Consider the following 21,365-nt stretch of genomic DNA (forward strand, 5'->3'; position numbering starts at 1 on the left):
CCCGTCTCAGGAGCCGGTGCCGGTGGCCGGGTCGAACCGCTGCTGGTCGAACAGTCGCCCCGTGATCGACGTCGGGACGATCCGCACGTGCGCGAGCTTCGGCGCGGGGAGCAGGGAACGGATCTCGTAGCCCGCCGGGGGTTCTTCGTCCGTGCGCTCGGGGAGCCCGTGCGCGATGACGCTCCAGGCGGTCCAGCCGTCGTGCTCGTCGACCTCGAACGCCACGTCGACACCGGCCTCGACCGCGGCGAGGATGACGCTGCTCGACGTGGCGAAGTGGATGCTCCGGTCCACGGAGACGTAGTTCACCGGGAGGATCTCGACCTCCCCGTCCCGGATCATCGCGATCCGTCCCAGTCGGCACCGGTGCAGGTGCGTCCAGCACTGGTCCGGGGTGAGGCGCAGCACGGGGGACTCGGCGCCGTCGAGTTCGTCGGGGGACACGGTCGACCTCACCGCGCCCCGGCGGTGTTCGCCGCGGCGGCCCGCCGTGCGTGGCGGAAGCCGAGGGCCGCGAGGAACGCCATCACGACCGCCCCGACGTACGCGACGACGGCGCCGATGAGTGCGAACGTCGCGACGGTGTCGAAGGCGTAGGCGTTGAGGAGCAGTCCGCGCAGGGTCTCGCCGCGGAAGACCGTCTCCACCTCGGACTGCAGCTTCTGGTCGTCGGGGTCGGCCTGCGCCTTCGTCGACAGCTGGGCGTAGGTCTGGCCGCCGGTCATCTCCTCGAGGTGCACGGCGATGTAGTGGTCGGCCCAGGCCTTCGCCTGCGCTCCGGTCTCGAGCTGCTGGCCCGCGTACCGGTTCAGGTACGGGCCGATCTCCTTGCTGGCCAGGGCCTTGCTGCCCTTGGCGGGGAAGAAGATCTTCTGCGCGACGAGCTGCTCCCGGACCTGGTCGTGCACGTACACGTGCGCCCAGGTCATGAGCACGCCCGCGAGGAGGAGCACGACGGCGATGACCGCGCCGCTCGCGGAGAGGAGACGGTCGAGTGCGGTTCGGTTCACGATTCCTGGGTTCCTTCCCGGTGTTCACGATCCCGTGGTGCGGCGTGGCGGTCGGCTTCCTCGCGCTCCTGAGCACGCCGACGGGAGTCGCGCTTGAGGCGCTCCCATTCGGCCTCGGGGACTCGTCTGACCTCGTCGCTCTCGGGCATGCCTCCACGATGGCGGCGGTCGTGCGGTGGAGGGAGGGCCCTTGGTCCCGGATCCGTCGCCGGGTCAGGACCGGCGCGCTCCGTACACCGCAGCCTGGGTGCGACGCTCGAGGTGCAGTTTGCCGAGGAGGACCGTGACGTTGTTCTTCACGGTCTTCTCCGCGATGTGGAGCCGTTCGCCGATCTGACGGTTCGTGAGTCCGTCGACGATGAGGTCGAGGATCTGCGTCTCGCGCAGCGTCAGTCCCGCATCGTCGACGGGTGCGATGGTGGAGCGGATCCGCCGCGTGGCCTCGGCCGGGAACAGCGACGATCCGGTGGCGGCTCGTCGGACCGCGTCGACCAGGTTGTTCCCGCGGATGTCCTTGAGCACGTACCCGATCGCCCCGGCGAGCACCGCGGACCGCATCGCCTCGTCGTCGTCGTAAGCGGTCAGCATCAGGCACGCGAGCTCGGGGCGGGCGGACCGGACCGTCCGGCAGAGGTCGATCCCGCTGCCGTCGGGGAGCCGCACGTCGAGGACGGCGACGTCCGGACGGGTCGCGGTGATCCGGGGCACGGCGCGGGCGAGGGACTCGGCCTCACCGACCACCTCGATGTCGGGTTGGGCGTCCAGGACGCGCGCGACGCCCTGCCGGACGAGTTCGTGGTCGTCGACGAGGAACACCCGGAGCGTCATGCCGCCTGCTCCGCCGTGAGCGGTACGCGCCAGGTCATGCTCGTGCCGCCGCCGTCACGACCGTCGAGCGCGTAGTGACCGCCTCGCGCCGCGGCCCGTGCCGCCAGGTTCGCCGTGCCGCTCGGGCGCCCCCGGTCCCGGAGCCCTCGACCGTCGTCGTCCACGCGGACGGTGACGTGTCCGTCGTCGATCACGAGCCGGACGTCGGCGGTCGTGGCGGCTGCGTGTCGTCCGACGTTCGTCAGCGACTCGCGCACGACCGCGACGATGTCGTCACCGAGCTCGTCCGGCACGAGCACGTCGACGGCACCGCCGAAGGTGACGCTCGGCGGTGCCGGGAGCATCGGCGCCACCTCGGAGACGATGTCGAGCACGCGGTGGCGGATCGTCGTCCTCGTGTCCCGCGGCCGGCTGTTGAGCGCGAACACCGCCGTCCTGATCTCGGCGATCGCGGTGTCGATGGCCTCGATCTGGTCGGCGAGGTCCTGGCGCAGCGCGGTCGGCACGGCCGGTTCCAGACCCTGCAGGGTGAGGCCCGCGGCGAACAGACGCTGGATGACGTGGTCGTGCAGGTCGCGGGCGATGCGGCTCCGGTCCTCGATCCGCTGAAGCTCCTGCCGGTCGTGCCGTCCGCGGGCCAGCGCGATGGCGACGCTCGCCTGGGCGGCGAACTCGGCGGCGAGGTCGAGCTCGACGTCGTCGAACCGCGCGCGACCGGTGCGACGGGCGAGCAGGAGCGTGCCGAACGGGCCCTCCGTGGCCGAGAACGGCACGGCGGCGGCCCAGCGGAGGTGCTCCGGCCAGGTCGGGTCCTCCTCGCCGAGGTCACCGGTCGTCACGTTGCCGCTCTCGAGCGAACGGGCTGCGATCGACCCGGACGGGTGCGCGATCGTGGTCGTGGCGGTGTCCGCCCCGAGGCCCCTCGCCCCGTCGACCCGCAGCGATGCGCCGTCCGGCACGAGGATGCACGCGAAGTCGGCGTCGGCCAGCGGCGCCACCCGGTCGACGACGATCCCGAGCCCGTCGGGCGCGTCGGACGAGAGCAGCGCCGTCGTGACGTCGGCGAGTGCCGCGGACCACTCCTGCCGACGACGGGACTCGTCGTAGAGCCGGGCGTGGTCGATCGCGGCACCGGCGGTGGCGGCCAGCGACACGACGAGTTCTTCGTCCTCCTCGCTGAAGGGGCGGTCGTCGTCCCTCGTCAGGTAGAGGTTCCCGAAGAGTTCGTCCCGGACGCGGATCGGCACCCCGAGGAAGGCGCCCATCGGCGGGTGGTGCGGCGGGAACCCGACCGAGTCCGGAGCCGAGGCGATGTCCGCGACCCGGACCGGGCGTTCGGTCGTGAGGATCGCGCCGAGCAGGCCTCGGCCGTGCGGCAGGTCACCGATCGCGGCGACCTCGGCGTCGGACATCCCGACGTGGACGAACTGCTCGAGCGAGCCGTCGGGTGCGAGGACCCCCATCGCGCCGTACCGGGCACCGACCAGTTCGACGCCGGCATCGACGATCCGGCGCAGGACGGTGGGGAGGTCGAGTTCGTCGACCACCAGCCGGTTGGCCCGGAGCAACCCGCGCAGCCGTCCCTGGGTGGCGAGCACCTCCTGCGCGCGGTCCACGAGTTCGCTGATCGAGCGCTCGAGAGCAGTGCGCGGCGCATTGGGGAAGTCGAGACGTTCCTGGTCGTGCGGCACGGGTTCCCTCCTCGTCCTGCCCCCAGCGTACGGCGGCCCGCACCGTGCGGCGGTGTCCGCCCGTCCGCGCGGGACCTTGGTCTCTTCTGCTCCCGGTCGTCGCGCCGGACGATCGGTACGGGAAGGACGACGGATGACACAGCGGTACATCGTCGGGTACGACGACTCGGGCCCGAGCCGACGCGCGCTCGAGTGGGCGCTCCGCCGGGCGTCGGCGAACGGCGGACACGTGCTGCTCGCCCACGTCCGACCGGGCGTCGCTCCCGGACCCGGCGTGACGGACGACGCCCCGGACGACCGCACGACCAGTGCCGGCGCCGGTGCCAGGAGTCGTCATCCGGACCTTGCGATCGGTTCCGTCACGTTGGACGGCGACGTCGTCACGGCGCTCCTCGGCATCGTGGACCCGACGGACGTCCTGGTCGTCGGCACCCACAAGACCGGCCACCTGCACGGCCGGGCCCTCGGCACGACCGGGCTGTCCCTCGCCGCCGGCGCGACGTGCGCCGTGGTCGTGGTGCCGGACACCGACCTGCGCTTCCGGCGCGGGGTCGTGGCCGGAGTGGCCCCGGGCGCACACGTGGCTGCCGTCTGCGCGGCGGCGGCGGCCGAGGCGGACGTCCGCGGCGACGAGCTCGTGCTGCTCCGGGCCGGGGAGAGCGGCGGCCGCCAGGACGGCTCGGACGTGCTCGTCGACGCCGCCAGGCGGTTGCAGGAGGCGAACCCCGCGCTCCGCGTCTCGTGTCGGTCGACGAGCCGCGAGGTCGCGCCGGCCCTGCTCGACGCAGCACTCGGCCACGCCCTCCTCGTCATCGGCGCTCCGCACCCCCGGCGGCTGTCGGCCGGTCACCTCAGCACCGTCCTCCACGACGTCCTCATCAACCTCACCGCCCCGGTCCTCGTCACGCGGACCGGCGGCCAGGACCACCCCGCACCACCCCGAACCGCGAAGGAGACGGCATGACCGACACGACGACCAGCGACCCCGAGACCAGTGAGCGTCAGACCGCCTTCCGGCGGGGCAGCGGCCGGGAGGTCGACGAGCGCGCACTCGACCGGCTCGACACCTGGTGGCGGACGGCGAACTACCTCTCGGTCGGGCAGATCTACCTGCTCGACAACCCGTTGCTGCGCCGTCCGCTGCGTCGCGAGGACGTGAAGCCGCGCCTGCTCGGGCACTGGGGGACGACCCCCGGGCTGAACTTCGTCTACGCCCACCTCAACCGGGCGATCGGCGAACGCGACCTCGACACGGTCTTCGTCACGGGTCCGGGCCACGGCGGGCCGGGCATGGTCGCGAACGCGTACCTCGACGGCACGTACAGCGAGGTGTACCCGGGCATCACACGGGACGAGGACGGCATCAGGAAGCTCTTCCGGCAGTTCTCGTTCCCCGGTGGGATCCCGAGCCACGCGGCGCCCGAGACGCCGGGGTCCTTCCACGAGGGCGGCGAACTCGGCTACGCGCTCTCGCACGCCTACGGTGCCGCGTTCGACAACCCCGACCTGCTGGTCGCCGCGGTCGTCGGTGACGGCGAGGCGGAGACCGGGCCGCTCGCCACGAGCTGGCACTCGAACAAGTTCATCGACCCGCTGCACGACGGCGTGGTCCTGCCGATCCTGCACCTCAACGGCTACAAGATCGCGAACCCGACCGTGCTCGCCCGCATCCCCGAGGAGGAACTGCTCGACCTGATGCGCGGCTACGGGCACACGCCGTACGTCGTCTCCGGCGGGTTCGACGGCGAGGACCCACGCGCCGTGCACCGACGGATGGCAGAGACCCTCGACGCGGTCCTCGACCAGATCGCGGACATCAAGGCGGCTGCGGCCGCCGGCACCCTGCGGGAACGCCCGGCCTGGCCGATGATCATCATGCGCACCCCGAAGGGCTGGACGTGCCCGCGCGAGATCGACGGCAAGCCGGCCGAGGGGAACTGGCGTGCGCACCAGGTGCCGCTCGCGAGCGCCCGCGACACCGACGAGCACCTGCACGTCCTCGAGGGCTGGCTCCGCTCCTACCGTCCCGAGGAGCTCTTCGACGACCGGGGTGCCCCGGTCCCGCTCGCCACGGCGCTCGCACCCGAGGGCGACTGCCGGATGAGCGCGAACCCGGTGGCGAACGGCGGCCTGCTGAAACGGGACCTGGTCCTGCCGGACTTCCGGGACCACGCGGTCGAGGTGCCCACCAACGGCGGCTCCGTCAGTGAATCCACCCGCGTGCTCGGTGGATGGCTCGCCGAGGTGGTGCGGCGGAACCCGACGAACTTCCGGATCTTCGGTCCCGACGAGACCGCATCGAACCGGCTCGGCGCGGTCCTCGACGTCACGGACAAGCAGTGGGACGCCGAGATCGTCCCCTCCGACGAGCACCTCGCGCGGGCCGGGCGTGTCATGGAGATGCTCAGCGAGCACCAGTGCCAGGGATGGCTCGAGGGGTACCTCCTCACCGGCCGGCACGGCGTCTTCACCAGTTACGAGGCGTTCATCCACATCGTCGACTCGATGCTCAACCAGCACGCGAAGTGGCTGAAGGTGAGCAAGACGATCCCGTGGCGCCGCCCCGTCGCCTCCCTGAACTACCTGCTGTCGTCGCACGTCTGGCGACAGGACCACAACGGCCTGTCCCACCAGGACCCCGGCTTCATCGACCACGTCGTCAACAAGAAGCCCGACGTCGTGCGCGTGTACCTGCCGTTCGACGCGAACACCCTGCTGTCCACCTACGACCACTGCCTCCGCTCGGTGGACTACGTCAACGTCGTCGTGGCGGGGAAGCAGCCGACCTTCAACTGGCTCGGGATGGACGAGGCGATCGCCCACATGACCCGCGGCCTCGGCATCTTCGCCTGGGCGGGGAACGAGGCGCCCGGAGAGGAGCCCGACGTCGTCATGGCGTGCGCGGGCGACGTCCCGACGCTCGAGACCCTCGCCGCGGTGTCGATCCTCCGCGAGGAGGTCCCGGAGCTGCGGGTGCGCGTCGTCAACGTGGTCGACCTCATGCGGCTCGTGTCCGAGGGGGAGCACCCGCACGGCCTGTCCGATGCGGAGTTCGACGCGGTGTTCACCACCGACAAGCCGATCGTGTTCGCGTACCACGGGTACCCGTGGCTGATCCACCGGCTCGCGTACCGCAGGCACGGCCACCCGAACCTGCACGTGCGCGGGTACACCGAGGAGGGCACCACGACGACGCCGTTCGACATGGTGATGCTCAACGACATGGACCGGTACCACCTGGTCATCGACGTGCTCGACCGGGTCCCGGGGCTCGGCTCGCGGTTCGCCGGCCTCCGTCAGCGCATGCAGGACAAGCGCGTCACCGCCCGGGCGTACACCCGGGAGCACGGCGAGGACATCCCCGAGGTCGCGGACTGGACCTGGACCGGCCGGGACGCCGCGGGCACGGCGCACGAGGCCGACGCGGTGCGCTCGGCGAACGTCGGCACGGCGCTCTCGCCGAGTGCGACCACCGGCGGGGACAACGAGTGAGGGCAGCGGTGCCGTCCGGTGCGGACCGGCGACGCCGCCGCGTCCGCGACCGCCCACGGCCAGCATCGTGGCGGGGCCGACCCGCGCCTCCAGGTCGAGTGCGGGAACGTCAGCGACGCACGTCGCATCCGCAACTCGCACCGAGCACCAGCTCCGCGGGCACGAGGTCGCGGTGCCACTGGCCGTCGGCCTCCTGGCTCAGGACGCGGTCGACGGCCGCGGCGGCCATCGCGGCCACCGGCTGCCGGACCGTGCTGAGCTGCGGGTTCGTGAAGTCGGCCTCGGCGGTGCCGTCGAACGACACGATGGCGACGTCGGAGGGCACGGAGAGGCCGAGTTCGTAGAGCGCGCGGAGCACGCCGACGGCCTGCATGTCGGAGCTGACGAAGACGGCTCGGGGACGGTTCGGAGCGCCGAACATCCGCAGTCCGGCGGCGTACCCGCCCGCGCGGGAGAAGTCCGTGCGCACGATCGGACCGTCCTGCACGCCGCCGTCGCGGAGCGCGTTCTGCCACCCCTGCTCGCGGAGGTCCATGTCGGAGCCGGCGTGACCGATGACGAGGCCGATCGAGCGGTAGCCGTGTGAGACGAGGTGCGTCGTGCCCTCGTGCGCTCCACGGAGGGCGTCCACGCCGGTGCTCGCGAACTCCGGCACCTCGAAGAACGTGTTGAGCAGCACCATCGGGAGACCGGGGTCGACGAGGGTGGACAGGTCGGGCCGGGTCATGACGCTGGCGACGATGAGCCCGTCCACCTGGCGCGCGGACACGCTCCGCATCCGGTCGCGCTCGAGTGCGGCGTCGCCGTGGCTGCTCGACATGAGGACGTCGTAGCCGCGTGCGCCGGCGGCGTGTCCGACCGCGTCCGCGACCTCGGACCAGAACGGGTTGTCGAGTTCGGGGACGACGAACCCGAGCATCTTCGACGACCCCGTGCGGAGCGCCTGTGCGCTCGCGTTCGGCCGGTAGCCGAGGACCCGGATGGCGTCGCGGACCCGAGCGGCGGTGGCGGACGCGACCGGGCGGGGACCGTCGTGCACGACGTAGCTGACGACGGAGGTGCTCACGCCCGCGTACCGGGCGACGTCGGCGCGGGTGACCGCCCTGGGGCTGGACGGGTTGCTCACGATTGCCACCTTCGACGGGTTCGGGTGTCGTCCCCCGTGACACGGGGACGACACCCGAACGGCACTTCCTACTCGCTGGCGATCCTAGACGAGGCGGCCGTGGCGGCCGCCTCGGGGGCGTCGCCGAAGTCCGGGATGTCCAGGCGAGCGCCGTCCTGCAGCGCCGACTGGTGCGCGATGATCCCCGGCAGGGTGAACCGAGCGGCGGTCCAGGCGTTCACCGGCGGCAGGGTCCGGTCGACGACGGCGCGCACGAAGTCGTCGGCGAGGAACTGGTGGCTGCCCTCGTGCCCGGTCGGGACCCCGGCGTACTCGGCGGGCAGGCGCGAGGTGTCGTGCACGGCGGCGTAGCCGGACACGAACGCGTCGCGGAGGGACGGGTCGACGTCGGCGAGGCGCGGGTCGTCGAGCGACATCGTCGCCTGCGTGTTGATCTGCTCGCTGATGTCGTGCACGTCCTCCTTGTCCTGCCAGACGCTGACCCGGGCGAGCTGTTCGAAGCTCGCCTCGGTGCCGAAGTACCGGAAGCGGGACTCGCGGATGTGCGACGGGTAGCCGACACGACGCATCTCGTTGATGCGCATGACGCCGCCGTTGTCGAGCTCGAACAGGGCGCTGGCGTTCGAGAAGTCGTTGTCGAACTGGCTGACGTCCCTGTCGAACACGCCGTCGCCGCGGTCGTCCTTCACGCCGATGCAGCTGACGCTGACGGCGTGGCCGGGGATCGCGCCGAGGACCCCGCCGACCGAGTGCGTCGGGTAGAGCATGGGCGGGTAGCTCGCGGTCTGCTTCCACTGCTCGCCGCCGCTGAACTGGTACGCGGCGTAGAAGCCGAGGTCCATGTCGTGGACGTAGTCGCCCTCGGCGTAGAACACGCGGCCGAAGGCGCCTTCCGCGACCTTGGACCGGGCGAACACCGTCGCCGGGTTGTAGTAGCTCGTCTCGCCCATCATGTAGGTGAGCCCGGTCTCGCGGACGGCCTCGATGATGGCCTGGATCTCCTCGACGGAGATCGCCATCGGCACGGCCGAGTAGACGTGCTTGCCGGCCCGGAGCGCCTTGACGACGAGGGGGCCGTGCGTCCATCGCTGCGTGAAGATCGCGACGGCGTCGACGTCCGAGGCCAGCACGGCGTCGAAGTCGGCGAACGTGCCGTCCAGGTGCTGCGCCTCGACGAGCTCGGAAGCGCGGTCGTCGACGAGGTCCGTGACGTAGACGCGGTCGACGTCGGGGTGCAGCTTGAACAGCTTGGCGAACTGGGGGGCGAACTGGCCGGCGCCGACCATTCCGACAGAGATCATCAGTGACCTTTCCAGGTGTGGGATGCGTCGCCGAGCAGGTCGCTCCGATGCGATCGAGGGTCATCCTGACACGATTGTCTACTCGTGACAACCTCGAATTACCGCGGCTGAAAAGCCTCTTGCAACGCGTTGTCCCCACGTGTAGATTCCCGGCTCACGGACTGCTGCACGTCAGTCCACCGCAGACGAAGGAGTCGCGATGGCCACCGAGAGCCCTGTGTCGTCACCCTTGACGACCACCCGCCCACGGAGCAGGGAAGCCACCCTCGCCCGTGCCCGTACGACCTCCCCGAGGCGTCGCCCCCGGAACGACCTGTGGCTGGCACTGGTCTTCATCGCGCCGGCAGCGGTCGGCTTCGCCGTGTTCCTGGCGTGGCCGACCGTCCGGGGCATCTACCTGAGCTTCACCTCGTACAACCTGCTCACCCCACCGGAGTTCACGGGGCTGCAGAACTACGTGCGGCTCGCGCAGGACTCGATCTTCTGGCACTCGATGGTCGTCACCGTCGAGTACGTCCTCATCAACATCGTCATCCAGACCGTCGTGGCGCTCTTCATCGCCGTGATGATGCACCGCCTGACGAAGTCGACCTTCGTGCGCGGCATCGTCCTCGCGCCGTACCTCGTCTCGAACGTCGTCGCGGCGCTGGTCTGGCTGTGGATCCTCGACACGCAGCTCGGCATCGGGAACGAGCTGCTCGCCGCCCTCGGGCTCGATCGCATCCCGTTCCTGCAGAGCGACGTGTGGGGCATCCCCTCGATCGCGCTCATCAACGTCTGGCGCCACGTCGGCTACACGGCACTGCTCATCTTCGCGGGACTGCAGTCCCTGCCCGAGACGGTCTACGAGGCCGGGCGCATCGACGGGGCGAGCGAGTTGAAGATGTTCTGGCGGATCACGGTGCCGCTGCTCCGACCGATCCTGTCCCTGGTCCTGATTATCACCGTCATCGGGTCGTTCCAGGTGTTCGACACCGTCGCCGTGACCACGCAGGGCGGACCCGCGAACGCCACGAACGTCGTGCAGAACTACATCTACAACCTGGCCTTCGGCCGGTTCCAGTTCGGCTACGCGTCGGCCGTGTCGGTCGCGCTCCTCATCGTCCTCAGCATCATCACGATCATCCAGTACCGCCTCACCCGCTCGGGCGAGTCGGACCTGGACTGAACGGAGCGTCCAGATCATGACCACGACCCTCACCCGTTCCGTCACCACCGAGCGTCCGCCCCGCCCGGGCGCCGCCCACCGACGTCGTCCCTCGATCGGCCGCGTCCTCGCCTGGATCGCGATGATCGCCGTCATCGTCGTCACGCTGTTCCCGTTCTACTGGATCCTCCGGACCGCCCTGTCGTCGAACGGCGCGATCAACTCCGATCCGACCTCGCTGCTGCCGGTGGGCTGGAGCCTCGGCGGGTTCGAGCGGGTCTTCGGGCTGCAGTCCACGAAGGAGGCCCTCGCGCAGGGCGGCTCCGGCGCCGCGATCGACTTCTGGCGGTACCTGCTCAACTCCGTGATCGTCTCCACCCTCGTCACCGTCGGGCAGGTGTTCTTCTCCGCGGCGGCCGCCTACGCCTTCGCCCGTCTGCGCTGGCCCGGCCGTGACAGGGTCTTCGCGGTGTTCCTCGCCGGCCTAATGGTCCCCGCGATCTTCACGCTGCTGCCGAACTTCGCCCTCATCAAGGAGCTCGGACTCGTCGACAACGTGCTCGGCATCGCCCTGCCGACGATGCTGATGACCCCGTTCGCGGTGTTCTTCCTCCGGCAGTTCTTCCTCGGCATCTCGAAGGAGGTCGAGGAGGCCGCCCTCATCGACGGCGCCGGCAAGGTGCGGGTCTTCTTCCGCCTGGTCCTGCCGATGGCCGCCGCGCCGATCGCCACCCTCGCGGTGCTGACGTACATCACGAGCTGGAACGACTACTTCTGGCCGCTCATGGTGTCGTACACCGACAGCTCGCGGGTGCTCACCGTCGCACTCGGCGTCTTCAAGTCGCAGAGCCCGCAGTCCGGCACCGACTGGTCGGGGCTCATGGCCGCGACCCTCGTGGCGGCGCTCCCGATGATCGTGCTGTTCGGCCTCTTCGCCAAGCGCATCGTCAACTCCATCGGCTTCTCCGGCATCAAGTAGGACTGACATGACGAACGAACTCACCCGCCGCGCGCTGTTCGCCGGCGGTGCATCCGCCCTCGCCCTCGGTGCGCTCGCCGCCTGCTCGTCGCCGGGGCGTGGCACCGCCTCGAAGAGCGGGACCCGGACGGTCAGCTACTGGCTCTGGGACTCCAACCAGCTGCCCGCCTACCAGGCCGTCGCCGACGCGTTCCACCGGGAGAACCCCGACATCACCGTCAAGATCACCCAGCTCGGCTGGAACGACTACTGGACGAAGCTCACCGCCGGGTTCATCGCCGGCACCGCCCCCGACGTCTTCACCGACCACCTGACGAAGTTCCCGCAGTACGCCGACCTCGACGTGCTCTACAAGCTGGACGAACTCGACGCCACGAAGGGCATCCGCGACGACGACTACCAGTCCGGACTCGCCGAGCTCTGGAAGGGCAAGGACGGTCACCGCTACGGGTCGCCGAAGGACTGGGACACGATCGCGATGTTCTACGACCGCAAGGCGATGGCGAAGGCCGGGGTGTCGGACGCCGAGCTCGCCGACCTCGAGTGGAACCCCGACGACGGCGGCTCCTTCGAGCGCATGCTCGCGCACCTCACCGTCGACTCGAAGGGCCGCCGGGGGGACGAGCCCGGGTTCGACAAGCACGACGTCGCCGTGTACGGGATCTCGTCGAACGGGTCCGGTGGTGACGGCTTCGGGCAGACGCAGTGGTCGCCGTTCACCGGGTCGATCGACTGGTTCTACACGAACGAGAACCCCTGGGGCGACAAGTTCCGCTACGACGAGAAGGTGGTGCAGGACGCCCTCGCCTGGTACTACCGGCTCGCCGACAAGGGCTACATGGCGAAGTACGGAGTGTTCTCCACGACGACCGGGCCCGACGTGCAGCTCGGGGCCGGCAAGTGCGCGCTGTCGTTCAACGGCTCGTGGATGATCGGCACGTACCTCGGCATGGAGGACCTCGACATCGCCGTCGCTCCGACACCGGTCGGACCCGTCGGACACCGCGCGTCGATGTTCAACGGCCTGGGCGACTCGATCACGAAGCAGGCGAAGGACCCCGAGGCCGCCGCGAAGTGGGTGGCGTTCCTCGGCAGCGACACCGCGCAGCGGATCGTCGGGAAGGCCGGCATCGTCTTCCCGGCGCGCCCCGCTGGTACCGAGGCCGCGGTCGCGTCGTTCCGCAAGCGCGGCCTCGACGTCACCGCGTTCACCCGGCAGGTGGAGGAGAAGACCACCTTCCTGTTCCCGGTGACACGCAACCCCGCCGACGTGCAGGCGCTGCTCCAGCCCGCCTTCGACGACGTGTACGCCAACGGCAAGTCGATCACGACCCTGACCGGCGTCAACCAGCAGGTGAACAACCTGCTGGCGCTCACCTAGCCGGGTCGGCTCGCGTTCCCACCCCTCGGACTGGAGGCGCGGTGCCGGCCTGCACCGCGCCTCCGGTCCGGGAGACTGGACCGGTGCAACGACGTGAGCTGATCCTGGCGGCCGCGGCGGAGGAGTTCGACCGCGCCGGCTTCGCCGCCGCGACGATCGCGGGCATCGCCCGCACCGCCGGCGTCTCGCAGGGCGCGCTGCACTTCCACTTCCCGACCAAGCTCGCGATGGCGCTCGCCGTCATCGACGAGCAGAACGTCCGCACCTTCGACGTCGTGAGCCACACCGACACCTCGCCGGCGTCGGCGCTCGTCGGCGCGTCCAAGCGCATCGCCGATCTGCTCCGGACCGATCCGATCGTCCGCGCGGGCATCCGACTGTCGCTGGAGCGCGGTGAGTTCGCGCCGGCCACGGCGAGCTTCTACGAGCAGTGGATCGCCGGCATCGTCGACGTGTTCCGGCTCGCCATCGCCAGCGGCGAACTCCGGACCGACCTGTCCGCGGAGCAGCTCGGCGCGACGGTCGTGCCCTACTTCACCTGGGTGCAGCTCGTGTCGGACGTCCGAACGGGCCGGGCCGACCTGTACCCGGCGCTCGCCACGATGTGGCACGTGCTGTTCTCGGGCATCGCCGACCCGCGGCACCGGTCCCGCCTCCTCGCCGTGGCGGACGAGGAGTTCGGTGCGACAGACTGACCTCATGGGGGAGACACCAGCACGAACCGGGTCCGCGCCGACGACCTCGACCGACGGTCCGCACCGGCAGGTCGACCAGATCGCGCCGCCGGAACTGTGGGGTCGTATGATCGCGGAGGTGTTCGCGCTCCCGGACGTCGTCGAGGGCCACAGCCAGGTGTCGCCGGCGAGTTCGCGCGCGGTGTTCCTGACCGACCGCGAGGTCGAGTCGGCGCCCGAGCGCTCCCTCGCGCCCGGCCGACGGCTCGAACCCGTGCACCTGCACGGCGTGCAGGACACCAGCACGCACCTCGTCCTGCCCGAGGCTCGGGGGCGGGAACTGACGGACCTCGGGTGGGCCGAGCCGCACGGCTACGCGGACTTCGGCACGGAGTTCATGGTCTACGGGCCGCGCGACGAGGCGGAGCTCGCGGTGGTGCTCGGCATCGTCGAGGAGAGCCTGGCCTTCGCGCGGGAGTGATCGAGCAGGTACGGCGCCGGACGGATCAGTCCGGTGCCGGTGCCGCGGTGGGGAGCGTCCGGCCCGGCACGTCGGACTGGGCGCGGGTGCGGGTGGCCGGAGCGGCGAGCAGAGCGATGACGAGGAGCGCCGCGGGGACGAGCATCGCCGGCTGCAGGCCGAGGTGCTCGCCGAGGAACCCGAGCGCCGGCGGTCCGGCGAGGAACGCGACGTAGCCCGCGGTCGCCACGACGGACACCCGCCGGTCGCCGTCGGTCGGGTGGTCGCCTGCGGCGGAGACGGCGAGCGGGAACCCGAGGGCGATCCCGAGACCCCACACACCGGCTGCGGCCGCGGTGAGCACGGGGTCCGGCGACACGACGACGAGCAGGACGCCGACCGCCCCGACGGCGGCGCACACCCGGATCACCCGGGCGCGTCCGAACCGTGCCACGAGCGGTGTGCCGGCCGATCGCCCGATGAACATCGCGAGCGCGAACCCGGTGAAGACGAGGGAACCGACGGCCTCCGGTGCGCCGTGGTCGTTCGTCATCAGGAGGGGCAGCCAGTCACTGGCCGCCCCCTCGGCGAACGCCATCGCGAGGGTGATCGCGGCGATGAGCAGCACCTGCACGGTGAGCACGGCACCGAGCCGAGGCGCGGGCGCGGTGGCTGCGGACGGCGCGGGGTCGGCGCGGGGGACCGGCCGGAGGTTCCCGGCGGCGAACGCCGCGAGCGCAGCCATCACGACGGTGGCGACGAGCAGGTGCACGAGCACCGGGGTGCGGACGGCGGTGAGGGCGATGCCGGCCGCGCCACCGAGGACCGTGCCGAGACTGAAGCAGGCGTGCAGCACCGGCACGACCGGCCGGGAGAGCTGCCGTTCGACCGCCGCGGCCTCGACGTTGAGGCCGATCTCGGCGACACCGGACCCGAACCCGATGAGGAACAGACCCGCCCAGACCCCGACCGCGAGCTGCGCGGGGGCGAGCAGGGCGACGAGGAGCATGCCGGTGACGGGGAGCGCACCGCCGAGCACGATGAGCGGCCGGGTGCCGAGCCGCCGCACGAGGACGCCCGCCGCGAGGATGCCGATCATCGAACCGATCGACAGGCCGAGCAGGACGACGCCCATCCCCTCGATCGAGGCTCCGAGCTCGTCACGGACCGCGGGTGTGCGGGTGATCCACGACGCGATCCCGAACCCGGTCATCGTCGACGTGGCGAAGAGTGCCGCGCGGTGGCGCCCGATCATGGGTCCATCAGAACGTTGCAACCACGAGACGTCAAGGCCCGGCTCAGCGCAGCATCCCGAGTGCCCGCGCCTCGGACACCGCTGCGGTGCGTGAGGACACCCCGAGCTTCGAGAACACGTGGACGAGGTGCGACTTCACCGTGGCGTCGCTGATGTGCAGGCGCGCCGCGACCTCCCCGTTCGACGCCCCCTCGGCGACGAGCCGCAGCACCTCGATCTCCCGCGCGGACAGACTCACCTGCGGAGACCGCATCCGGGCCATCAGCCGCCCCGCGATCGCCGGAGCCAGGGCACTCTGCCCCGAGGCCGCGGCACGGGCGGCGGCGAGGAGCTCGTGCGGCGGCGCGTCCTTGAGCAGGTACCCGCTCGCGCCCGCCTCGACGGCACCGAGGATGTCCCCGTCGGAGTCGTAGTTCGTCAGCACGAGCACGTACGGCGGGGCGTCGAGCGCCCGGATGCGCCGGGTCGCGTCGGCACCGGTGGCGTCCGGCCCGAACTGCAGGTCCATCAGGACGACCTCCGGGGAGCGCTCCGCGGCGAGGGCGACCGCCTCGTCCGGGGTCGATGCCTCACCGACGACCGCGATGCCGTCGTTCCCGTCGAGGAGCGCGCGGAGCCCGGCCCGGACCACCGGGTGGTCGTCGGCGATGAGGATCCGGATCACGACACCTCCAGAACGGCGACGAGGGTGGTGCCGCGGCCGGGGGCCGAGTCGATCTCGAGCCGTCCGCCGAACTGGGCGACGCGGTCCTCGATGGCACGCAACCCGAACGAGTCGGACGCCCCCGCCCGCTCCCGAGCGGTGACCGGGTCGAAACCGACGCCGTCGTCCCCGACCGTCAGTCGCGCCTCCCGGCCGTCGACGGTGAGCGACAGCCGGACGTCGGCGGCGTGCGCGTGCTGCACCACGTTCGCGACGGCGCCCTGGGCGATGCGCAGCAGCGCCGTCTGGACGTCCATCGGCAGGGCGACCTCGGGCACGTCGACCGTCACGGTCAGCCCGTCGCGCGACCACTGCTGCTCGGCGAGCCGGCGGAGTGCCGCGGCGAGACCCTGGTCGAGCGACGGCGGCGTGAGCTCGCGGATGAAGCGACGGGTGTCGGCGAGACCGTCGGCCGCGGTCTCCCGCGCGAGCCGGATGTGCTCGAGGCCGGGGCGGTCTCCGTCGGCGCGCTCCGCGGCGTGCAGGAGCATCTGGATGCTCGACAGTCCCTGCGCGACGGTGTCGTGGATCTCGCGGGCGAGCCGGGCCCGTTCGGCGAGGACGCCCTGCTCGTGCTCGGTGGCGGCGAGCCGGTCGCGGGTGGCGAGGAGCTCGGCGACGAGTGCCTCGCGCTCGACGGCCTCGCGCGCCAGCGCCCGGTACCCGAGCCCGATGAGCAGTGCGACACCCGCGCCGACGAGCGGGCCGACGACGCCGCCCACCGTGAAGCCGCCGTGCAGGCCGAGCGCGACGACCGCGACGAGGGTCGCGACGACCACGGCGACCGGACCGACCGAGCGGGGGAAGACGTGCAGGTACAGGAAGAAGAGCGGGAAGACGAGGTAAGCGGCTTCCGGCACGAGCACGAGCAGGGCGATCCACACGAGGGTCAGCGCGACGACCCACGCAGCCCCGGCGAGCGCGCGGCGGGACTCGGCCGCCCGGGCGACGACCGCTCCGAGCACGTACACGCCCGCGAAGACGACCGCCAGCACGAGCTGCACCCACGAGCCCGGCGCGCCGACCACGACGATGCGGACGACGACGAGGCCGAGGAGCGCGGCGAACAGCACGTGCAGGCCGGTCCGGAGACCGACGAAGACCGGGGTGAGCGTGCTGTGCGCCATGACCTCCCAGCGTACGGAGCACCGAACGGCCGCGGATCAACCGAAAGTTCGATCGGAGGACCAACCCCGTCGGCGATGTCCCGCAGGGCGGGGCTGACGAGGCTGGTGGTCGTGGTCGCGGAGGGTCCGTGACCCGGGAAGGGACCACCGTGTTCGTCGCCTGGCGCGATCTCCGGTTCGCCCGCGGACGCTTCGTGCTCATCGGCTCCGTCGTGGCGCTCATCACCCTGCTCGTCGGGTTCCTCGCGGGACTCACCGGCGGGCTCGCCGCCCAGAACGTCTCCGCCGTGCTGGACCTGCCGGGGGACCGACTGGTCCTGCAGCAGCCGTCGAGCGGGCAGCCGTCGTTCGGCGAGTCGGTCATCGGCCGGGAGGCGCGGGTCGGCTGGCAGACGGCGGCCGGCGTCGACGAGGTGGTCCCGGTGGGCATCGTGCAGGGACGCGCGACGGCCGCCGCCTCGGCCGCGGACTCGGCAGCGGGCGACGGGGCGGCCGTCGGGGTGGCGCTGTTCGGGCTGCCTGCTGCCGGTGCCGGTGCCGGTTCGTCCGGTTCGGGTTCGAGTTCGGGTTCCGGGTCCGGCTCGGGGTCGGGCCCGGTCGCGGCGCTCGCTCCGGCGCGCGACGACGAGGTCGGCCTGTCGCACGCCGCCGCGTCCGACCTCGGTGTCGACGTCGGCGACCGCGTCACGATCACGGGCAGCACCTACCGGGTCGCCTCGGTCGGCGGGGACGCCTGGTACAGCCACACGCCGGTGCTCGCGATGACGCCGGGCGCCTGGTCGGAGGCCGACCGCCGACTCGGTGGTGACGGGACGCCGACGGTCCTGGCGGTGAGCGGTTCCCCGGACTGGGACGCCGTCGCCGCCGCCACCGGCACGTCCGCCGCATCCCACCTCGGTTCGCTCACGGCGCTCGAGACGTTCAAGTCCGAGGTCGGGTCCCTGGCCCTGATGATCGCGATGCTGTTCGGCGTCTCCGCCCTCGTCGTCGGCGCGTTCTTCACGGTGTGGACGATGCAGCGCGCCGGTGACGTCGCCGTCCTCAAGGCCCTCGGCGCGAGCACCGCCTCGCTCGTCCGCGACGCCCTCGGCCAGGCGCTGGTCGTGCTGGTCGTCGGGATCGGCGTCGGCACCGCGGCCGTCGTCGGACTCGGAGCGCTCGCCGGCGGGGCGCTGCCGTTCCTGATGAGCCCCCTCACCACCCTCGTACCCGCGGTGGCGATGGCCGCCCTCGGACTCGCCGGAGCCGTCGTCGCGCTCCGCGCCGTCACCGCAGCCGACCCCCTCACCGCACTCGGGAGCAACCGATGATCACCCTCGACGACGTCACCCTCACCTTCCCGGACGGCGACCGGCGCACCACCGCCGTCGACCACGTGTCGCTGACCGCCCACGCCGGCGAGGTCACGGGCATCACCGGGCCGTCGGGCTCCGGCAAGTCCTCGATCCTGGCGGTCGCGGCGACGCTCATCCGGCCCGATTCCGGACGGGTGCTGATCGGCCGCGCGGGTGCGGGTGCCGGTGCCGACATGGTGGACGCCGCCGCGCTCTCGCGGGACGCCGCCACCGCGCTCCGGCGGGAACGGATCGGCATCGTGTTCCAGCAGTCGAACCTGCTGCCGTCGCTCACCGCCCGCGAGCAGGTGCTCGTCATGGCGCACCTCGGCGGCGGCCGGTCCCGGCGCAGGACCGCACCGGTGCGCGACCGCGTCGACGAACTGCTCGACGCCGTCGGCCTGTCCGCACACGCCGACAAGCGTCCGGCGCAGCTGTCCGGCGGCCAGCGGCAGCGCGTCGCGATCGCCCGGGCGCTCGTGCACGAACCGGACGTGCTGCTCGTCGACGAGCCGACGAGCGCGCTCGACCAGGAGCGGGGTGCGGCGATCATGGGCCTCATCGCGCGGCTGACGCACGAGCGCGGCACGGCGACGATGCTCGTGACGCACGACATGGTGCACCGCGACGCCCTCGACGAGCTGGTGACCGTGGTCGACGGCCGGGTCGTGGCGGCTCCCGCGACGACCGCGGACGCGCACGTCCCGGGGAGGTCCGCCACTGCGGCCTAGGATCGGGAACATGGCGACCGTCCTCCTCGTCCGGCACGGGCGCACCACCGCGAACGCGACCGGCGTGCTCGCCGGGCGGACGGCAGGGGTCGCGCTCGACGCCGTCGGCCGTCGGCAGGTCGCCCGCACGGCCGAACGCATCGCCGCCGTCCCCCTGGCGGCCGTCGTGTCGAGCCCCCTCGAGCGGTGCCGGCAGACCTCCCGAGCGCTGCTCGACCGACAGACGGGCACCCCGGAGACCCGCATCGAGCGGGCGATCACCGAGTGCGACTACGGCGACTGGCAGGGCCGCACGCTCGCCGACCTCGCGAAGGAGCCCCTCTGGCGCACCGTCCAGGCGAACCCGAGCGCGGTCGTGTTCCCCGGCGGCGAGTCCATGCAGGGCATGCAGTCCCGCGCGGTCGCGGCCGTCCGGCGCTTCGACGCGGAGGTCGAGGCCGCGCACGGTCCGGCCGCCGTCTGGGTGGCGGTGAGCCACGGCGACGTGATCAAGTCCGTCCTCGCCGACGCCCTCGGCATGCACCTCGACCTGTTCCAGCGCATCGCGGTCGGACCGGCGTCGGTGTCCATCGTGCGCTACGGCGAGCACCGTCCCGAGGTCGTCGCGTCGAACACCGAGTCCGGCGACCTGGCCTGGCTCGCCGCCGTTCCCGCGCCGTCCGGGGACGCAGCGGTCGGCGGCGGTGCGGGCCACGACGACGCGACCGAGACGGGTACTGCCGGAGCCTGAACGAGTGTCGCCCGCCGCTCCTACAATGCGGGGTATGCCCACCATCGTGCACGGCTTCGACTGGCCCGACCGTCTCGTCGTCGGGACCGTCGGTCGCCCGGGCGAGCGGTCCTTCTACCTCCAGGCGCGGGACGGCCGCCGCGTGACGAGCGTCGCACTCGAGAAGGAGCAGTCAGCCGTCCTCGCGGACAAGCTCGACGAGCTCCTCGACGAGGTCGCCACGGTCGAGGACAACCGCTTCAGCGTCCCGCCGTCCGCCCCGGCCGAACTCCGCGACGGTGCCCCCCTCGACCAGCCGGTCGAGGCCGAGTTCCGCGCCGGCGCCCTGAGCCTCGGGTTCGACCCCGCGACCGCGCAGGTCGTGATCGAGGCGTACCCGATCGACGACGAGCTCGAGATCGTCGCGGAGACGAGCGACGACGGCGAGGAGATCGAGGCCGTCGTCGAGATCCCCGAGCCCGCCGAGCTGTTCCAGGTGAAGATCCCCGTCGGGACGGCACGCGCGTTCGTCGAGCGGACACGGGAGATCGTGGCCGCCGGCCGTCCGCCCGGAGCCGCATGAGCGACGGATCGCTGTCCATCCGGGCACGCATCCGTGAAGCCTCGAACGCCACCTTCCTGGCCGACCTCGACGGTGAGGCCGTCGTCTACAAGCCGATCGAGGGCGAGCGGCCGCTGTGGGACTTCCCGGACGGCACCCTCGCCGATCGCGAGGTCTCGGCGTACCTGGTGTCCGAAGCGTTCGGCTGGGACGTCGTGCCGCCGACGTGGATGGGCGAGGGGCCGTTCGGTCGCGGGATGATCCAGCGGTGGCAGGAGATCGACCTCGAGCAGGACGCGGTGGACCTCGTCCCGACCGAGGACGCCGAGTCCACAGTCGACGGGACGGGGCCGTCGCCCTGGCTCCCCGTGCTCGAGGCGATCGACGAGCAGGACCGGCCCGTGACGCTCGTGCACGAGGACACGGCGGCGCTCCGGCGGATGGCGGTCTTCGACGTCGTCGTGAACAACGCCGACCGCAAGGGCGGGCACGTGCTCGCGATGCCGGACGGACACCGTTTCGGCGTCGACCACGGCCTGACCTTCCACGTCGAGCACAAGCTCCGCACCGTCCTGTGGGGGTGGATCGGCGAACCGCTCGACCCGGACGAACTCGAGGGCCTCGACCGGGTGGCGGAGGCGCTGCACGGGGACCTCGCGGAGGCGCTCGACGAGCACCTCACCGTCGCCGAGCTCGACACCCTGCGCGCGCGGGTGGCGGCGCTCCGCGCGGTCGGCGTGTTCCCACCGCCACCCGGCCACGGCCCGGCGGTCCCCTGGCCCCTGTTCTGACGCCCCGCCCGCCCCGTCCTCCCGCCCGCCCCCCGCAAAACGCAACCTCGGCGGTTTCTCGCAG

Annotated in this window: 22 protein-coding genes; 12 read left to right on the forward strand and 10 right to left on the reverse strand. The window is 71.8% G+C overall.

The window, feature by feature from the left end; translation table 11 throughout:
• Window positions 1-6: 6 nt before the first annotated feature.
• From HP507_RS13215 to HP507_RS13235, 5 genes are all read right to left on the reverse strand, one after another.
• The gene (locus HP507_RS13215; RefSeq protein ID WP_175352254.1) at window positions 7-444 is read right to left on the reverse strand and encodes a pyridoxamine 5'-phosphate oxidase family protein; all 438 of its coding nucleotides are present in this window, start codon (window positions 442-444) and stop codon (window positions 7-9) included.
• Between the two features lie 8 nt (window positions 445-452).
• Entirely contained in the window at window positions 453-1,010 is a 558-nt protein-coding gene (locus tag HP507_RS13220; protein ID WP_175352255.1) for a hypothetical protein, read from the reverse strand.
• Window positions 1,007-1,159 (reverse strand): hypothetical protein, encoded by a 153-nt coding sequence (locus HP507_RS13225; RefSeq protein ID WP_175352256.1) that lies wholly within the window; start codon window positions 1,157-1,159, stop codon window positions 1,007-1,009. The genes HP507_RS13220 and HP507_RS13225 overlap by 4 nt, the downstream gene beginning before the upstream one ends.
• A 64-nt stretch (window positions 1,160-1,223) precedes the next feature.
• Entirely contained in the window at window positions 1,224-1,838 is a 615-nt protein-coding gene (locus tag HP507_RS13230; RefSeq protein WP_175352257.1) for a response regulator, read from the reverse strand.
• Entirely contained in the window at window positions 1,835-3,529 is a 1,695-nt protein-coding gene (locus HP507_RS13235) for a sensor histidine kinase (RefSeq protein WP_175352258.1), read from the reverse strand. The genes HP507_RS13230 and HP507_RS13235 overlap by 4 nt, the downstream gene beginning before the upstream one ends.
• Window positions 3,530-3,662: 133 nt before the next feature.
• Between HP507_RS13235 and HP507_RS13240 the strand changes: the two genes are divergently transcribed.
• Together HP507_RS13240 and HP507_RS13245 are read left to right on the forward strand one after the other, a co-directional pair.
• Window positions 3,663-4,493 carry a universal stress protein gene (locus HP507_RS13240; protein WP_175352259.1) on the forward strand — a complete coding sequence of 277 codons (831 nt, stop codon included), beginning with the start codon at window positions 3,663-3,665 and terminating at the stop codon, window positions 4,491-4,493.
• On the forward strand, window positions 4,490-7,021 hold the full coding sequence (locus HP507_RS13245) for a phosphoketolase family protein (protein ID WP_175352260.1): 2,532 nt from the start codon (window positions 4,490-4,492) through the stop codon (window positions 7,019-7,021). The genes HP507_RS13240 and HP507_RS13245 overlap by 4 nt, the downstream gene beginning before the upstream one ends.
• 109 nt (window positions 7,022-7,130) lie before the next feature.
• On the opposite strand, the gene HP507_RS13250 is transcribed toward HP507_RS13245, so the two are convergent.
• Together HP507_RS13250 and HP507_RS13255 are read right to left on the reverse strand one after the other, a co-directional pair.
• Window positions 7,131-8,147 (reverse strand): LacI family DNA-binding transcriptional regulator, encoded by a 1,017-nt coding sequence (locus HP507_RS13250; protein ID WP_175352261.1) that lies wholly within the window; start codon window positions 8,145-8,147, stop codon window positions 7,131-7,133.
• 68 nt (window positions 8,148-8,215) lie between these two features.
• Window positions 8,216-9,448, reverse strand: coding sequence for a Gfo/Idh/MocA family protein (locus HP507_RS13255; RefSeq protein WP_376985303.1), 1,233 nt, complete (start codon window positions 9,446-9,448; stop codon window positions 8,216-8,218).
• A gap of 199 nt (window positions 9,449-9,647) precedes the next feature.
• Between HP507_RS13255 and HP507_RS13260 the strand changes: the two genes are divergently transcribed.
• The 5 genes from HP507_RS13260 (at window position 9,648) to HP507_RS13280 (ending at window position 14,110) form a co-directional block, all read left to right on the forward strand.
• The gene (locus HP507_RS13260; RefSeq protein WP_246328472.1) at window positions 9,648-10,616 is read left to right on the forward strand and encodes a carbohydrate ABC transporter permease; all 969 of its coding nucleotides are present in this window, start codon (window positions 9,648-9,650) and stop codon (window positions 10,614-10,616) included.
• A 16-nt stretch (window positions 10,617-10,632) separates the two neighbouring features.
• Window positions 10,633-11,574, forward strand: a complete 942-nt coding sequence (locus HP507_RS13265) for a carbohydrate ABC transporter permease (protein WP_175352262.1) — start codon at window positions 10,633-10,635, stop codon at window positions 11,572-11,574.
• 7 nt (window positions 11,575-11,581) lie between these two features.
• On the forward strand, window positions 11,582-12,955 hold the full coding sequence (locus HP507_RS13270; protein ID WP_175352263.1) for an ABC transporter substrate-binding protein: 1,374 nt from the start codon (window positions 11,582-11,584) through the stop codon (window positions 12,953-12,955).
• An 83-nt stretch (window positions 12,956-13,038) separates the two neighbouring features.
• Window positions 13,039-13,650, forward strand: a complete 612-nt coding sequence (locus HP507_RS13275) for a ScbR family autoregulator-binding transcription factor (RefSeq protein ID WP_175352264.1) — start codon at window positions 13,039-13,041, stop codon at window positions 13,648-13,650.
• A 4-nt stretch (window positions 13,651-13,654) separates the two neighbouring features.
• Window positions 13,655-14,110, forward strand: a complete 456-nt coding sequence (locus tag HP507_RS13280; protein ID WP_254701105.1) for a luciferase domain-containing protein — start codon at window positions 13,655-13,657, stop codon at window positions 14,108-14,110.
• A 25-nt stretch (window positions 14,111-14,135) separates the two neighbouring features.
• Here the strand turns inward: HP507_RS13280 and HP507_RS13285 are convergent, their stop codons facing one another.
• The 3 genes from HP507_RS13285 to HP507_RS13295 are packed head-to-tail and all read right to left on the reverse strand — an operon-like array spanning window position 14,136 to window position 17,174.
• Window positions 14,136-15,344, reverse strand: a complete 1,209-nt coding sequence (locus HP507_RS13285) for an MFS transporter (RefSeq protein ID WP_175352265.1) — start codon at window positions 15,342-15,344, stop codon at window positions 14,136-14,138.
• A gap of 43 nt (window positions 15,345-15,387) precedes the next feature.
• A complete protein-coding gene (locus tag HP507_RS13290) occupies window positions 15,388-16,008 on the reverse strand; it encodes a response regulator (RefSeq protein WP_175352266.1) in 621 nt (206 codons plus the stop codon).
• On the reverse strand, window positions 16,005-17,174 hold the full coding sequence (locus HP507_RS13295) for a sensor histidine kinase (RefSeq protein ID WP_175352267.1): 1,170 nt from the start codon (window positions 17,172-17,174) through the stop codon (window positions 16,005-16,007). The genes HP507_RS13290 and HP507_RS13295 overlap by 4 nt, the downstream gene beginning before the upstream one ends.
• Window positions 17,175-17,323: 149 nt before the next feature.
• Between HP507_RS13295 and HP507_RS13300 the strand changes: the two genes are divergently transcribed.
• The 5 genes from HP507_RS13300 to HP507_RS13320 are packed head-to-tail and all read left to right on the forward strand — an operon-like array spanning window position 17,324 to window position 21,301.
• Window positions 17,324-18,484, forward strand: a complete 1,161-nt coding sequence (locus tag HP507_RS13300) for an FtsX-like permease family protein (protein ID WP_175352294.1) — start codon at window positions 17,324-17,326, stop codon at window positions 18,482-18,484.
• On the forward strand, window positions 18,481-19,239 hold the full coding sequence (locus HP507_RS13305; protein WP_175352268.1) for an ABC transporter ATP-binding protein: 759 nt from the start codon (window positions 18,481-18,483) through the stop codon (window positions 19,237-19,239). The genes HP507_RS13300 and HP507_RS13305 overlap by 4 nt, the downstream gene beginning before the upstream one ends.
• A 10-nt stretch (window positions 19,240-19,249) precedes the next feature.
• Window positions 19,250-19,969, forward strand: coding sequence for an MSMEG_4193 family putative phosphomutase (locus tag HP507_RS13310; RefSeq protein ID WP_175352269.1), 720 nt, complete (start codon window positions 19,250-19,252; stop codon window positions 19,967-19,969).
• A gap of 34 nt (window positions 19,970-20,003) precedes the next feature.
• Window positions 20,004-20,531, forward strand: coding sequence for a DUF3090 domain-containing protein (locus HP507_RS13315; protein WP_175352270.1), 528 nt, complete (start codon window positions 20,004-20,006; stop codon window positions 20,529-20,531).
• Window positions 20,528-21,301 carry an SCO1664 family protein gene (locus tag HP507_RS13320; RefSeq protein ID WP_175352271.1) on the forward strand — a complete coding sequence of 258 codons (774 nt, stop codon included), beginning with the start codon at window positions 20,528-20,530 and terminating at the stop codon, window positions 21,299-21,301. Before HP507_RS13315 ends, HP507_RS13320 begins: the two co-directional genes overlap by 4 nt.
• Window positions 21,302-21,365: the final 64 nt, after the last annotated feature.

Source organism: Curtobacterium pusillum (assembly GCF_013359865.1).
Lineage (GTDB): Bacteria > Actinomycetota > Actinomycetes > Actinomycetales > Microbacteriaceae > Curtobacterium > Curtobacterium pusillum.